The 13,686-nt window shown below is 70.2% G+C and carries 15 protein-coding genes; 8 read left to right on the top strand and 7 right to left on the bottom strand.

Going from position 1 to position 13,686, the window contains the following annotated elements; translation table 11 throughout:
• Nucleotides 1-128: 128 nt before the first annotated feature.
• Nucleotides 129-1,523, bottom strand: a complete 1,395-nt coding sequence (gene cysS / locus ACK4YQ_RS06205; RefSeq protein WP_409609349.1) for a cysteine--tRNA ligase — start codon at nucleotides 1,521-1,523, stop codon at nucleotides 129-131.
• A 177-nt stretch (nucleotides 1,524-1,700) separates the two neighbouring features.
• Between cysS and folE the strand changes: the two genes are divergently transcribed.
• Entirely contained in the window at nucleotides 1,701-2,327 is a 627-nt protein-coding gene (gene folE, locus ACK4YQ_RS06200) for a GTP cyclohydrolase I FolE (protein WP_409609348.1), read from the top strand.
• 6 nt (nucleotides 2,328-2,333) lie between these two features.
• Here the strand turns inward: folE and ACK4YQ_RS06195 are convergent, their stop codons facing one another.
• A complete protein-coding gene (locus tag ACK4YQ_RS06195) occupies nucleotides 2,334-2,960 on the bottom strand; it encodes an NUDIX hydrolase (RefSeq protein WP_409609346.1) in 627 nt (208 codons plus the stop codon).
• A gap of 84 nt (nucleotides 2,961-3,044) precedes the next feature.
• Here ACK4YQ_RS06195 and ACK4YQ_RS06190 point away from each other — a divergent pair, with 84 nt between their 5' ends.
• Entirely contained in the window at nucleotides 3,045-4,115 is a 1,071-nt protein-coding gene (locus ACK4YQ_RS06190) for a hypothetical protein (RefSeq protein ID WP_409609344.1), read from the top strand.
• A 98-nt stretch (nucleotides 4,116-4,213) separates the two neighbouring features.
• Nucleotides 4,214-4,588: a VOC family protein gene (locus ACK4YQ_RS06185; RefSeq protein ID WP_409609342.1), complete on the top strand. Its 375-nt coding sequence runs from the start codon at nucleotides 4,214-4,216 to the stop codon at nucleotides 4,586-4,588.
• A gap of 25 nt (nucleotides 4,589-4,613) precedes the next feature.
• Here ACK4YQ_RS06185 and ACK4YQ_RS06180 read toward each other — a convergent pair whose 3' ends face one another.
• The 3 genes from ACK4YQ_RS06180 to ACK4YQ_RS06170 all read right to left on the bottom strand — a co-directional run bounded on the left by ACK4YQ_RS06180 (nucleotide 4,614) and on the right by ACK4YQ_RS06170 (nucleotide 7,457).
• Nucleotides 4,614-5,510 (bottom strand): DUF817 domain-containing protein, encoded by an 897-nt coding sequence (locus ACK4YQ_RS06180; protein WP_409609340.1) that lies wholly within the window; start codon nucleotides 5,508-5,510, stop codon nucleotides 4,614-4,616.
• A 42-nt stretch (nucleotides 5,511-5,552) separates the two neighbouring features.
• Nucleotides 5,553-6,179 (bottom strand): glutathione S-transferase family protein, encoded by a 627-nt coding sequence (locus ACK4YQ_RS06175; protein WP_409609338.1) that lies wholly within the window; start codon nucleotides 6,177-6,179, stop codon nucleotides 5,553-5,555.
• Nucleotides 6,180-6,248: 69 nt separating this feature from the next.
• Nucleotides 6,249-7,457: a serine hydrolase domain-containing protein gene (locus ACK4YQ_RS06170; protein WP_409609336.1), complete on the bottom strand. Its 1,209-nt coding sequence runs from the start codon at nucleotides 7,455-7,457 to the stop codon at nucleotides 6,249-6,251.
• A 68-nt stretch (nucleotides 7,458-7,525) separates the two neighbouring features.
• Here ACK4YQ_RS06170 and hisI point away from each other — a divergent pair, with 68 nt between their 5' ends.
• Both hisI and ACK4YQ_RS06160 read left to right on the top strand, forming a co-directional pair.
• The gene (gene hisI, locus ACK4YQ_RS06165) at nucleotides 7,526-7,921 is read left to right on the top strand and encodes a phosphoribosyl-AMP cyclohydrolase (protein WP_409609540.1); all 396 of its coding nucleotides are present in this window, start codon (nucleotides 7,526-7,528) and stop codon (nucleotides 7,919-7,921) included.
• Nucleotides 7,918-8,544, top strand: coding sequence for a LysE family translocator (locus tag ACK4YQ_RS06160; RefSeq protein WP_409609334.1), 627 nt, complete (start codon nucleotides 7,918-7,920; stop codon nucleotides 8,542-8,544). Before hisI ends, ACK4YQ_RS06160 begins: the two co-directional genes overlap by 4 nt.
• Before the next feature lie 9 nt (nucleotides 8,545-8,553).
• On the opposite strand, the gene ACK4YQ_RS06155 is transcribed toward ACK4YQ_RS06160, so the two are convergent.
• Nucleotides 8,554-10,230, bottom strand: coding sequence for an alkaline phosphatase D family protein (locus tag ACK4YQ_RS06155; protein ID WP_409609332.1), 1,677 nt, complete (start codon nucleotides 10,228-10,230; stop codon nucleotides 8,554-8,556).
• Between the two features lie 77 nt (nucleotides 10,231-10,307).
• Between ACK4YQ_RS06155 and ACK4YQ_RS06150 the strand changes: the two genes are divergently transcribed.
• From ACK4YQ_RS06150 to rpoH, 3 genes are all read left to right on the top strand, one after another.
• The gene (locus ACK4YQ_RS06150) at nucleotides 10,308-10,625 is read left to right on the top strand and encodes a ferritin (RefSeq protein WP_409609330.1); all 318 of its coding nucleotides are present in this window, start codon (nucleotides 10,308-10,310) and stop codon (nucleotides 10,623-10,625) included.
• Complete coding sequence (locus ACK4YQ_RS06145; RefSeq protein ID WP_409609328.1) at nucleotides 10,615-11,622, top strand: RluA family pseudouridine synthase; 1,008 nt, start codon at nucleotides 10,615-10,617, stop codon at nucleotides 11,620-11,622. The genes ACK4YQ_RS06150 and ACK4YQ_RS06145 overlap by 11 nt, the downstream gene beginning before the upstream one ends.
• A 218-nt stretch (nucleotides 11,623-11,840) precedes the next feature.
• The gene (gene rpoH, locus ACK4YQ_RS06140) at nucleotides 11,841-12,728 is read left to right on the top strand and encodes an RNA polymerase sigma factor RpoH (RefSeq protein WP_409609326.1); all 888 of its coding nucleotides are present in this window, start codon (nucleotides 11,841-11,843) and stop codon (nucleotides 12,726-12,728) included.
• Between the two features lie 66 nt (nucleotides 12,729-12,794).
• Here rpoH and ACK4YQ_RS06135 read toward each other — a convergent pair whose 3' ends face one another.
• Nucleotides 12,795-13,637 (bottom strand): two-component system response regulator, encoded by an 843-nt coding sequence (locus ACK4YQ_RS06135; protein ID WP_409609324.1) that lies wholly within the window; start codon nucleotides 13,635-13,637, stop codon nucleotides 12,795-12,797.
• Nucleotides 13,638-13,686 lie beyond the last annotated feature (49 nt).

Here is a 13,686-nt window from a genome sequence, read left to right as displayed (position 1 = left end):
ATTCAAGGCTCTGGAGCTAGGATGGTCTTCGGATCGGCCCAGATACGCGCTGCGCCAGGATCCGTCCGCGAACTTCGTAACAGACCATCGCCGCCGCGTCATGACGCCCGCCGGGACCGCCGGCCGGATCAGGTGGCCTCCTTCAGCCGCCAGGTCGCGCCGGCGGCGATGTCCATCACCTCGACGCCCAGGGCCGTGAGCTCGTCGCGGATGCGGTCGGCCTTGGGCCAGTCCTTGGCCGCGCGGGCGGCGATGCGCTCGGCGATCAGGGCGTCGATGCGGGCCTTGAACTCGTCGTCGGCGCCGCCCTGGAACCAGGCTTCCGGATCGGCCTGCAGGAACCCCATGAGGGCGCCGCTCGCCAGGAGCTGGCCTTTGGCTTCGGCGCGCCCGTCCGCATCGCCCGTCTCCAGGCGCGAGGCCAGGGCGAAGAGTTCGGCCATCGCCTGGGGCGTGTTGAGATCGTCCTCGAGGGCGGCGACGAAGGCGGGCGAAGGCTGGTCCGTCGAGGGCGTCACATCGGCGGCCCGCCGCAGGGCTCCGTAGAGCCGGTCCAGGGACTTGCGGGCCTGGGTGAGGAGTTCGCCGCTCCATTCCTGCGGCGCGCGGTAGTGGCCGACCAGCAGCGCCCAGCGGACCGCTTCGCCCGGGGCCTTCTCGATCAGTTCGTGGACGAGCACCACGTTGCCCAGGGACTTCGACATCTTCTCGTCGCCGAAGTTCAGGAAGCCGTTGTGCACCCAGTAGCGGGCGTATTCCTCGGCCCGGCCGTGGTCGTGGCCGGCGCAGACCCCCTGGGCGATCTCGTTCTCATGGTGCGGGAAGATCAGGTCGTGGCCGCCGCCGTGGATGTCGATCGGCAGGCCGAGCGCCTCGTCGATCATCGCCGAGCATTCGATGTGCCAGCCGGGGCGGCCGGGGCCCCAGGGGCTGTCCCACACCGGCTCGCCCGGCTTGGACGGCTTCCACAGCACGAAGTCGGCGGGATGGCGCTTGTACGGCGCCACGTCCACCCGCGCCCCGGCGATCATGTCCTCCATGGAGCGGCCGGACAGCTTGCCGTAGTCGCCGAACACCTGGGTGTCGAACAGGACATGGCCTTCGGCGGCGTAGGCGGCGTTGTTGCGCACCAGCCGGCCGATCATGGTGATGATCGCGTCCATGGTCTGGGTGACCCGCGGCTGCAGCGTGGGCCGCAGGGCGCCGAGGCTCGCCATGTCGGCGTTGTAGATGGCGAGGTAGCGGTCGGTGATGGTGGAGATGGGCACGCCTTCGGCCAGGGCCTTGGCGTTGATCTTGTCGTCCACGTCGGTGACGTTGGCGGCGTAGATCACCGCGTCCTGCCCGTAGAGATGACGCAGCAGGCGGAACAGGACGTCGAAGACAACCACGGGCCGGGCGTTGCCGATGTGGGCATAGTTGTAGACCGTCGGGCCGCAGACATACATCGTCACCCGCTTCGCATCTGCGGGAACGAAGGGCCGCTTCTCGCGGGCCATGGTGTCGTAGAGGGAAAGGGCCATGGGTCGACTTGACGCTGCGTGACTGTTGCCGGGGCGCGGCCTGGACCCATATACAGTTGGCCAGGGCCCTAGGCCACGGCGCATCCGCGCCTAAATCTGGGCCGTAACAAAGGTGGCACGCGTCATTTCCGGGGCCTTCGTCCCGGCGCAACTCAGCCTGGAAAGATCCCCTTGAACATGGACGCCCGCACTCCCGACCGCACGCTCGTCGGCGTTTCCGATCTCGAGCCCGTCAAGCGCCCGACCCGCGAAGAGGCCATGGAGGCCGTCCGCACCCTGATCGCCTGGGCCGGCGACGATCCGCGCCGCGAAGGCGTCATCGACACCCCCAAGCGCGTGGTGGACGCCTATGCGGAATGGTTCGAGGGCTACGCCGCCGATCCGGCCAAGGAGCTGAGCCGCACCTTCGAGGACGTGCAGGGCTACGACGACATCGTCATGCTGCGCGAGATCGAGGTCGAGAGCCACTGCGAGCATCACATGGCCCCCTTCCTGGGCAAGGCCTACGTCGCCTACATGCCGACGAACCGGGTGGTGGGCATCTCCAAGATCGCCCGCGTGGTCGAGATCTTCGCCCGTCGCCTGCAGACGCAGGAGACCATGACCCAGCAGATCGCCGACGCCATCACCGACAGCCTGCGTCCGGCCGGCGTGGCCGTGCTGATCGACGCGGCGCACCAGTGCATGACCACCCGCGGCGTGCACCACCGCCACGTGAGCACGATCACCACCCAGTTCACCGGGGTGTTCAAGACCGACGCGACCCTGCGCCAGCGGTTCCTGGACTTCGTCAACAAGCGCTGAGGCGGCTCACCGCCAGGCGAAGACCGGCTGCTCCAGCTCGGACACGCGGGTGACGCGGCCGGCCACCAGTTCGCGGAACTGGTAGATCACCGCCGCGGTCGGAGCGTGGATGTGGTGGCCGCCGACGTTGAGGCGGATCACCGGCCGCGTGCTCTCGGGAATGGTCTCGAACTCCACCGCCGCAGCGTCGAGCATCTGGTCGATGCGGAAGCGGTGGGTGGAGGCGACCTCGTCCGGATTGGGCCGCAGGGCCGCCACATCGTCCAGCCAGGCGACCACCGGGGCGATCGCATAGCCCGAGCGCGTGGGATAGTCGTCGAGGACGCCGAGCACGCGCCGGGCCGGCAGGCTCAGGCCCAGTTCCTCGTGCAGCTCGCGCAGGGCCGCCTGCTCCAAGGTCTCGCCCGGATCGCAGCGGCCGCCCGGCAGCGCCCACTGGCCCGCGTGGGCGCGCAGGCCCGCCGCGCGCCGGGTCAGCAGGAAAGCGGCCTGGCCGGAACCGTCGTCGGCCTCGACCACCGTGATGGTCACCGCCGCGCGCTTGAGCTCCTGTCCGTCATGGGCGATCCGCGGAAAGGCTGCGCAGCGTTCGGCCAGGACATCGCGGAAGGCGGCGGTGAAGGGAAAGCTCATGCGATATGAGCTAGCCTGTCCGGCGCCCCCCGCATAGCCGGCGACGCGCCGCGGGACCATGGCATGACGGGAGACTTGGGAACGATGGACCGCGAGATCGACGACGTGGCGGCCATCCTGCCGCCGCTGCTGCAGGCGCTGGACGCGCTCGAATTCGTCGCCCGCCACATGAACCCCTACGACCCGGCCGAGGCCCTGGGCGCCGTGGGCCGCCCGCACGAGCCGCTGCGCGTTCTGCTGCCGCGGCTCGCCGACTGGCCGCAGGCCCTGGCCGGAGCCGGCCGGGCGCTGGCGACCGCCTGCGAGGAGACGCTGGCGGCCTTCGACGAGCTGGACGCCGCCGCGGCCCAGGCGGGAGACTTCCGCCTGATCTTCCGCGCCCTGCGCCACGGCCCGCGCGCCCAGGAAGCGCTGTTCCCCCTGGCCGACGGGCTGAAGCCGGTGAGCCGCTTCTTCCTTGAGCCGGGGCGGCGCGACGACGAGGACCTCATCGCCCGGCTGGCCGGCGCGGAGCCGCGGGACGACACAGGCCTCGCGCACGTCGGCGAGGCCCCCGGCGGTCGCGGCGGCTTTTCGATATACGTCCCGGAGACCTACGCCCCGCACGCGCCCGCCCCCTTGGTGATGGCGCTGCACGGCGGCGCGGGGAACGGCCGCGGCTTTCTGTGGAGCTGGCTGCGGGAGGCGCGGACGCATGGGGCGATCCTGGTGTGCCCCACCGCCGTGGGGGAGACCTGGGCCCTGCAGGGGACCGATCACGACACCCCCAACCTGTCGCGGATCCTCGAGTTCGTGCACAGCCGCTGGGCGCTGGACCCGCGCCGGCTGCTGCTGACCGGCATGAGCGACGGCGGCACCTTCAGCTATGTCAGCGGGCTCGAGGCGGAATCGCCCTTCACGCACCTGGCCCCGGTGAGCGCAGCCTTCCACCCGATGCTGGCGCAGATGGCCGATCCGGAGCGCGTGCGCGGCCTGCCGGTCCACATCGTGCACGGGGCGCTCGACTGGATGTTCCCCGTCGACATGGCCCGCGAAGCCAGCGCGGCGATGCAGGCGGCGGGGGCGCGCGTGACCTATCGCGAGGTGGCCGACCTCAGCCACACCTATCCGCGCGAGCTCAATCCCGAAATCCTGGCCTGGCTGGGCGGCGCCTGACGTTCGGGAAGGTTCTGACTGCGATTGTCAGGGGCGCGCCCATGCCCCATGACCAGGGCTGGGCGGCGAGCGGCCGCATCCTTGGGAGGAGACCGGCGATGTTCTCGCATATCATGATCGGCACCAACGACCTGGACCGGGCCAAGAGCTTCTACGACGCCCTTCTGGGCACGCTGGGCGTGCCGCCGGCCCGGGTCGACGGGCACCGCATCTTCTACTTCACGCCCACCGGCGTGTTCTCCGTGTCGCTGCCGATCAACGGCGAGCCGGCCACCCACGCCAACGGCGGCACCATCGGCTTCGCCTGCGCCTCGTCCGACCAGGCCGACGCCTGGCATGCGGCGGGGCTCGCCGCCGGGGGAACCACCTGCGAGGATCCGCCCGGCGTGCGCGAAGGCTCCACGGGCAAGATGTACCTAGCCTATCTGCGCGACCCGGACGGCAACAAGCTCTGCGCCCTGCACCGCATGTGAGCCGGCGCGGCGCCGGGTCCGCCCCCTATGCGGCGGGCTCGGCGACGGCGTTCGCCACGCCCTGCGCCCCCGCCGCCGCGGGCGCCCGCGGCCGACGCACCAGGGTGACCAGGACGAAGCTGAGATTGATCAGCAGGTACCAGGAGCCGAGCTTGGCGAAGGAGACCATGGACCAGCCATCGCGTTGGGCCGGGTAGATCCAGGCCTGGGCGAAGGTGCCGAGATTCTCGGCGATCCAGATGAAGAAGGCGGCCAGAACCCCGGCCAGCAGCATTGGCATTCGGCGGGGCTTTTCGTCCGGCGTATAGACGATCCATGCCGGCCCGAAGATCACCACGCAGAAGACGAAGAGCCCCCAGCGGATGTCGGGCATGAAGTGGTGGGTGAAGAAGTTGGCGTAGGCGAGCAGCGCCATCGTCCAGGCGGCCCAGACCGGCGGGTAGCGGATGAAGCGGAAGTCGAAGATGCGCCAGGCCCGGGCGATGTAGGAGCCGACGCAGGCGTACATGAAGCCGGAGAACAGCGGCGCCCCGCCGATTCGCAGGACGCTGGCCTCCGGATAGATCCACGAGCCATGCGCGGTCTTGAAGACTTCCATGGCGGTGCCGACGACGTGGAAGGCGAAGATCACCACCGCCTCGTCGGGGTGCTCCAGCTTCAGCGCCAGAAGCAGGACCTGGATGGCCACCGCCGCCAGCACCAGGAAGTCGTAGCGGGCCAGCGGCGCGTCGGCCGGATAGACGTAGCGGGTGACGAGGAGCAGCCCGAGCATCATCGCACCGAACAGGCAGGCCCAGGCCTGCTTCAGGCCGAACATCAGGAACTCGAAGATGAAGCCGTTGAGCCGGCTGCGTTCGGCCCACGGCCGAGCCGCCGTCTCCAGCGCCGCGACGCGCGCCTTGATCCAGTCCGCAAGACTCATGGACCTATGGGTAGTGGACCGCGGCGGCCCTGCCTACGTGCGCTAAGCCTGGGCGAAGGGGCCGGTGGTCGCCACGCTCGCGCGGGCGCGCATGGCCTCGAGCCACGCCCGGGCGGCCGGCGCAGCGGCCAAGACTTCGGCGCCCTCGGGCGTCTGCGATGCGTAGTGAAGCTGCGGGAAGAGGAAGGCGTCGGCGAGGGTGAAGCGGTCGCCGACGAGAAAGGCGTGGGCTGCGAGCGACTGTTCGATCAGCGCCAGCTGCTCGGCCAAGCGCGCCTGGAAGTCGGCCAGCACGGCCGGATCGGCCGGCGCCCCCGTCGCCAGCACGCTGAAGCGCGCCTTGATGAGGCCGTTCATCACCGGATAGGCGTAGCCGTTCACGATGCTGATCCAGCGCAGCATGTCGGTCTGGCCGCGGTAGTCGACCGGCTGCAGGGCCGGACCCTCGAAGGCGCGGTCGATGTAGTGGGCGATGGCGAGGGTCTCGTAGATGATCGCCTCTCCGTGCTGCAGCACCGGGATCTTGCCGAAGGGATGCAGCCTGCGGTGCTCGGGGGAGGTGGTGTCTACGTCCCGCACGGTATGGGGTACGCCCTTCTCGGCCGCGCAAATCCGCGCCGTCCAGCCGTAGGGACTGAGCGTCTGCGTGTGCACGATCACGTCGGACATGGAAGGCCCCGCTGCGGAAGGCCGCACCCTCCTCCGATCCTCCAGCCGCCGCCTTGACCGGCGTCAACCTCAAGCGGTCTTCGCGTCCGGCAGGGCCGCGAAGAGCTGGTTGGCGGCGGCTTCGGGCGAACCCTCGCCGGTCAGGGCGACGGCGGCGAAGGCGTTCTTCTGCACCGAATAGGCCACGAGCGCCTTGGCGCCCGGCAGGCCGCCGGCGTGACCCAGCCAGGTGTCCCGCGACTGGGGATCGACCTTGTAGAGATCGGTGACCATCACGCCCTGGCCGTAGTAGCCCGGCCCTGCGCCCGCCATGGGATAGAGCCGATAGAACCGGCCGCGGGTGGTCGCCTGTCCGTGAAGGCGGTTGGCCATGAGGCCGCGCCAGAAGCGCACCACGTCCAGCGCCGAGGCGGCCACCGCACCGGCCGCGAAAGGGGTGGTCAGGTCGTCCGCCGTTCCGCCCGCTTCGGCCGCGCTCGCGGTCGGCGTGGCCAGGCCCTGCGGCGTCTGGCGCGGCGCAAGAATGGTCGTCTCCTCCAGGCCCAGTCGTTCGACGATCCGCTTCGTCAGGGCCTCGTGATAGGCCACGCCGTCGATCGCCTCGATGATCCTGCCGAGCAGCACGTAGCCGGTGTTGGAGTAGCTCCAGTTCGCGCCGGGACAGAAGGCGGCCGGCTGGGCGTAGGCCGCCGCAAGCAGCTGGTCGGGCGCCTTGTAGCCCGGTGCGGCGCGCAGACCCGGATCGGCCTGGAAGCTGTAGAGGCCGCTCGTGTGGGTCAGGAGATCGTCGATCTTGATGAAAGCCGCGCCCGGGGCCTCGGGCGCCCACCTGCTCAGGCGGTCCTCGAGACCGAGCTTGCCTTCCTCCACCATCTGCAAGATCGCGGTGGCGGTGTAGGCCTTGCCGACGCTGGCCCAGAAGAACATCTGCGGCTCCGGATCGCCGCGTGGGACCCGAAGCTGGTTCCACTGGCCGCCGTCCGGCGTGATCATCGCCGCGCAGAGGGCCTGGGTCCGCATTTGGCCGGCGGCCTTGTCGAAGGCCTCGTCGAGCTCCTCGTGGATGATCATGTGGGCGCGGGCTTTGGCCGAAGCCTCCGCCGCGTCGAACACAGAGGGAAAGAGCTGGGGCCGGAGCCCCTGGCCGACATAGGCCTCACGCCCCGTGCATCCCTTGGACTTGCGGCCCCAGGGGCGGCCGTCGGCGGCGACGGGCGCGAGCGCCGGCAGGGCGAAGGCGCTCGCGGCGGCGATCAGGGCGCGGCGGGTCTGTGCCATTGGCGAAGGGCTCCGTTGGGACGCGACGGACGCTCCTCATGCCTGCTTTGCGCGGCTATATGAAGGCCATGACCCGCTTTCCGACCGCCCCCGACAAGCACGCCCTGGAGCGCGGCGCCGAGCTCGCCCCCCGCTTCGACGCCAATGGCCTGATCGCGGCGGTGGCCACGCACGCCGACACCGGCGAGGTCCTGATGTTCGCCTGGATGGACGCCGAGGCGCTGGAGCGAACCATCGCCACGCGCGAGGCGCACTACTTCAGCCGCTCGCGGGGCGAGCTCTGGCACAAGGGCGCGACCAGCGGCCAGATCCAGAAGGTCGAGGAGATCCGCATCGACTGCGACCAGGACGCCGTCTGGATCAAGGTGCGCCCGCAGGGCGACGGCGGCGCCTGCCACGTCGGGTTCCGCTCCTGCTTCTATCGGGTGATCGGGGCGGACGGCGCCCTGGAAGAGCGGCCGTGACGGTCCCCGAGGCGCTGATCGCCTTCAGCCTGGCGGCGGGCCTGCTGACCATCACCCCGGGGCTGGACACCGCCCTGGTGCTGCGCACCGCCGCAGCGGAAGGCGCGCGCGGCGCGGCCCTGGCGGGCCTGGGAGTGGTGCTCGGCTGTCTGACCTGGGGTGCGGCCGCCGCGTTCGGCGTGGGCGCCCTGCTGGCGGCGTCGCAGACGGCGTTCGACCTCCTGAGGTGGGCGGGCGCGGCCTATCTGGCCTGGCTCGGAATCAACCTGATCCTGAAGCCGCGCGACAGCTTCGCCACAGCCGGGCCGTCGACGATGGCGGCCGGGTCCGCCGCCTGGCTGCGGCGCGGCTTCCTCGGCAATCTGCTGAATCCGAAGGTCGGAGTCTTCTACGTGTCGTTCCTGCCGCAGTTCACGGCCAAGGGCGTGGAGCCGGTCGGCTTCATGCTGCTGCTGGCGGCGATTCACGCCCTCATGGGCGTCGTCTGGTTCGCCGCCCTGATCGCGGCGACGCGGCCGATCGCCCGCACCCTGCGCCGGCCGGCCGTCGTCCAGTGGCTGGACCGGACGACCGGCGGGGTGTTCCTGGCGTTCGCCGCCCGGCTGGCGCTCGAGCGGCGCTGAGCCCTCGCCTCAGACCTCGCTGAGCGGCGAGACGCCGCCGCCGGCGACCGGCGTGACCCGGAAGGCCTTGTCGGTGAGGGTCTCGAAGGTCCGCTCCTTGATGGTCGAGACCTTCTTCAGCTCGCCCCGGGCTTCCTGGCGGTTGAGGGTGAGCAGGACGAACCCCTTGGCGGCCTGGTTGGTGTAGACGATCTCCCGATTGGCCTCGGCGTAGATTTCGCCGAGGGGGACGGTCGTCAGGTAGTCGCCGCCGCCGGGGCTGGTGATCCCGGTCGTACCGAATTCGACGGCCACCAGGCGTCCGCCGTCCGGCGCGTCGTAGAGCTCGTTGGCCCAGAAGGCGTGGCTGTCGCCGGAGACGACGATCGGGTTGGCGCCGGCGAGGTTCTCGTAGAGCCGCTGGCGGTCGACCGGGTAGCCGTCCCACATGTCCAGGCCGTAGGGCATGTTCAGGGGCGCGAGGGCGTCCATCTGGGCGATGCGCGGGCGGACGCTGTCGGGCAGTCCGGCCAGGGCCTTGTCGAGCGCCTCCTTGCCCATGGCCTTGCTGAAGCTGGCGATGTTCACCCGCGCCATCACCACCTGGTTGCCCAGGATCTGCCAGGCGTGGCCGGCCGCCACCGAGCGCTTGACCTCGGCGGCCACCCAGGCGTGCTGGGCTTCGCCCATCATCTTGCGCGAGGGATCGGCGAGCTTCGCGCGGAAGGCGGCGAGCTCCTCGGGGCTCGTGCCCTTCAGGTCCTCGGAGTAGTCAAGCTGATGGTCGCGGGCGGAGAGCCGCGTCTCCAGCATGATCAGCGAGGCGAGGTCGCCGAAGTGGAAGCTGCGCCAGGCCGCGTCCAGCGTCTTGCCCTGGGCCGGTTCGCGGATCGGCATCCACTCGTAGTAGGCCTTGAGGGCCACGGCCTTGCGCGCGGTCCAGTCGCCCTCGGTTTCCGGCGAATGGTTCTCGGCGCCGCCCAGGAAGCTGTTGTTGGCGGTCTCGTGGTCGTCCCAGGCGACGATCCACGGGGCGCGGGCGTGGGCGGCCTGCAGGGCGGGGTCGGACTTGTACTGCGCGTGGCGGCGGCGGTAGTCGGCCAAGGTGACGATCTCGTGCGGGGGATCGTGCGGACGCTCGCCGGCGACCGGCGAGTCCATGCCATAGGACCCCGGCCCGCCGTACTCGTAGATGTAGTCGCCCAGGTGCAGGACCGCGTCGACCCGGGGGAGGTCGGCGATCGCCTGGTAAGCGTTGAAGTAGCCGTTCGGATAGAGAGAGCAGGACGCCACGGCCAGCACCACGTCTTCCACTGAGCCGGCCGGCAGGGTGGCGGTGCGGCCGGTCGGCGAGGTGACGCCGAGGGCCTCGAACTCGAAGGTGTAGGCCCGGCCGGCCTCGAGGCCGGTCACGTCGACCTTGGCGGTGTAGTCACGGTCGGGACCGGTGATCCCCTCGCCCGACTTGGCGCCGCCGGCGCGGCGGTCCACGGGGTTGAGCCGCCACTTGTAGGCGATGTCCCCGCCGGGCGCGGCGAGGGGCGTGATGCGGGTCCACAGGATGACGCGGTCCTGGGTGGGATCGCCCGAGGCGACGCCGTGGTTGAAGGCGACCTTGCCCGCGTAGGCGGCGGCGTTGGCCGAAACCGCCGGCGCAGCCGCGCCAAGGCCAAGGAGGGCGAGCGCCCGACGTCTGTCCAGTTTCATTTGCATCACCCCCGCAGGTCGCGCCGCACTTCGGCGCGTGCAATAGAAGGCCATTCTACGACAGGAGCATGATGACCATGTCCAGCGAAGGCCTGCACGTCCCCCGCGAGAAGCTGTCGAGGAGGACGTTGAACCTTCACTACGCCATCGCCTCGCTCATCGAGGAACTGGAGGCCGTGGACTGGTACCGCCAGCGGGCCGACGACTGCGACGATCCCGAGCTGAAGGCGATCCTGCTGCACAACGCCCGCGAGGAGATCGAGCATGCGGCGATGGCGCTGGAGTGGGTGCGGCGCAACGACGGCGAGTTCGAGGCCCAGCTGAAGGAATACCTCTTCTCCGAGGGCTCGATCACCGGAAAGGAAGAGGACGCCAGCGGCAAGCATGGCCTCTGACCCCGGCGGGCCGGCGGCGGACGAGGAGGACGAGGCCTTCGACCTCCGCGTCGCCGAGATCGGCGCGGACCTCGCCGGCGAGCGGATCGACAAGGCGCTGGCCGCGCGGCTTGGCGACCTTTCGCGCGCCCGCATCCAGGCGCTGATCGCCGAAGGGCGGCTCAGCCTGGACGATGAAGTCGTGCGCGACGCCTCGGCCAGGGCGCGGGCGGGCGACTATGTGCTGGCCGTGCCGCCGCCGGCGCCGGCCGAGCCCCGGCCGGAGGCGATCGCGCTGAGCGTTTTCTTCGAGGACGCGCACCTGATCGTGGTGGACAAGCCGGCCGGCATGGCCGTGCACCCGGCGCCCGGCAGCGAGAGCGGCACGCTGGTGAACGCCCTCCTGCATCATTGCGGCGACAGCCTGTCGGGCGTCGGCGGGGTTGCGCGGCCCGGCATCGTCCACCGCATCGACAAGGAGACGTCGGGGGTGGTCGTGGCCGCCAAGACGGACGCGGCCCACCAGGGGCTCTCGGCCCTGTTCGCGGCCCACGACATCGAGCGGGTCTATGTCGCCCTGGTGCGCGGCGCGCCGCATCCCGCGCGCGGGACCATAGAAGGACGCATCGCCCGCTCGACCCACGACCGCAAGAAGATGGCGATCGTGAAGGCCGGCGGCCGCGAGGCGGTCACCCACTACGCCACCGAGCGGGTGTTCGGCCCGGCGGACAAGCCGGCGGCCGCGCGCCTCGCCTGCCGGCTGGAGACCGGGCGCACGCACCAGATCCGCGTGCACCTGGCGTCCAAGGGATGCCCGTGCCTGGGCGACCCGGTGTACGGCTCGGGGCCGCCGACGCCGGCGGTGCGCGCGGCCATCGCCGAGGCGGGGCTGGCCCGCCAGGCCCTGCACGCGGCGGTGCTGGGCTTCGTGCATCCGGTCACCGGCGAGGCGCTGCGCTTCGAAAGCCCGCTTCCGCCCGACATGGCCACGTTAGAAAAGCTGCTCGGCGCCCTCTGAAAACATGGAAGCATTCTGAAACAAGCGCGCCTTGATGCCGGCGCCGTCGGGGTATAGGAATAACCTAGTTGAGAAGTCGGATTTTCGGGCCGTTCCTCCCCGGGGCGGTCTTCCCCCAGGCCGGATCGATACCTATCTGACGGATGTAGGGGGAACAGGTCGCTGGCGCTTGCGCGCGCCCACCGCCCGGACTTCCGAAATGCTAGAGGGGATTGACCATGGCCGCGAACATGCTCGCCGTGATGTCGCCGGAGGGCGGCCTCAGCCGGTATCTGAACGAAATCCGCAAGTTCCCCATGCTGGCCAAGGACGAGGAGTTCATGCTCGCCAAGCGCTGGCAGGAGCACGAGGACCCCGAGGCGGCCCACAAGCTCGTCACCAGCCACCTGCGTCTGGTGGCCAAGATCGCCATGGGCTACCGCGGCTACGGCCTGCCCATCGGGGAAGTGATCTCCGAAGGCAACGTCGGGCTGATGCAGGCGGTCAAGAAGTTCGATCCGGACCGCGGCTTCCGCCTGGCGACCTACGCCATGTGGTGGATCCGCGCCTCGATCCAGGAATACATCCTGCGGTCCTGGTCGCTGGTGAAGATGGGCACGACGGCGGCGCAGAAGAAGCTGTTCTTCAACCTGCGCAAGGCCAAGAGCGAGATCAGCGCCCTGGAGGAAGGCGACCTGCGCCCCGACCAGGTGCACCAGATCGCCACCAAGCTGGGCGTGCTGGACGAGGAAGTCGTCTCGATGAACCGGCGCCTGTCTGGCGGCGACGCCTCGCTGAACGCGCCCCTGCGCGCCGACGGCGAGAGCGAGTGGCAGGACTGGCTGGTCGATGAGGACACCCCCAGCCAGGAGACCCTGGTCGCCGACAACGAGGAGCGCTCGATCCGCATGAGCCTGCTCGAAGAGGCGATGACCGAGCTGACCGACCGCGAGCGCCACATCCTGACCGAGCGGCGGCTGAAGGACGAACCGACCACCCTGGAGGAGTTGGCCGCCCAGTACGGCGTCAGCCGCGAACGGGTGCGTCAGATCGAGGTTCGCGCCTTCGAAAAGCTGCAGAAGTCGATGCGCGCCGCCGCCGAGGAGCGCAACCTGATCGACGCCTGACGCCGAAAAGGCGGACCAGGAGTCCGAGGAACGGCGCCGCCCCCGCGGCGCCGTTTTTCTTTGGGTTCAGGCCGCCGCCGGCTTGGGGCGGCCCGGCGCGGCCGGCTTGGCCTGGGCGTCGGCGGGAAGAAAGACCAGCAGCGGGGCTATGCGCTTGCCGGCCTCTTCCACGGTGAAGGGGGCGGACTTGTCGACCACCGCGGTCAGGTAGCGCTGCAGGTCGGCGGTGGCCGTGGCCAGCTTCAGGTCGTTGACGGCCAGGGCGGCTTTCTGCAGGTCGGCCGCCTGGGCCAGCATGGCGCGAAGGGCCTGGGTGGGGTCGCTGGCGACCGCCGCCACGGCGGACTTCAGGATCTTCAGGGCCTGGCTGATGCGGGCCGCGTCCGGGGTCTGGCGCGCGTCGGACTTGCGCTTGAGCGGGCCCTTGTAGTCGCCGGAGTTGAAGCGCCGACGGTCGGGGCCGATGTACTCCACCGCCTCGATCCAGTCGCGCGGGCGCAGGGTCACGGCCTCGAGACGCCGCATCAGGTCCTTGGTGGTGAAGGGCTTGCGCATGAACTCATGCACGCCGACGTCACGGGCGGCGCGGATCGCCTGGGCGGTGGCTTCGGCGGTCATCATCACCACCGGCGCCTGGCGGCAGACCGCGTCGCTGCGGCGCAGGCGGCGGGTGAACTCGATTCCGTCGGTGTCGTGGCCCGACATCTCCACGAAGATGATCTGGGCGTCGACCTCGTGGATCATGGTCAGAGCCTTGCGGCCCGAGGGGGCGATCCAGACCTGCGAACCGATCATCGTGCGCATCAGGTCGGCCAGCAGGCGCGCGCTGGCCGGGTGCGGATCGATCACCAGCACCCGCTGCAGCAGCGGCCGCATCTTCTGAATCAGCTTGGCGTCGTCGGTGTACACGGGGGCGCGGAACTCTGCGGACCTATCGCCACAAGGGTGACCGGGTTCG

The sequence above is a fragment of the Phenylobacterium sp. genome (assembly GCF_046291545.1).
Classification (GTDB): domain Bacteria; phylum Pseudomonadota; class Alphaproteobacteria; order Caulobacterales; family Caulobacteraceae; genus Phenylobacterium.
The sequence above is the reverse complement of the archived record's forward strand: the minus strand, read 5'-3'. Positions and strand labels throughout refer to the sequence as shown.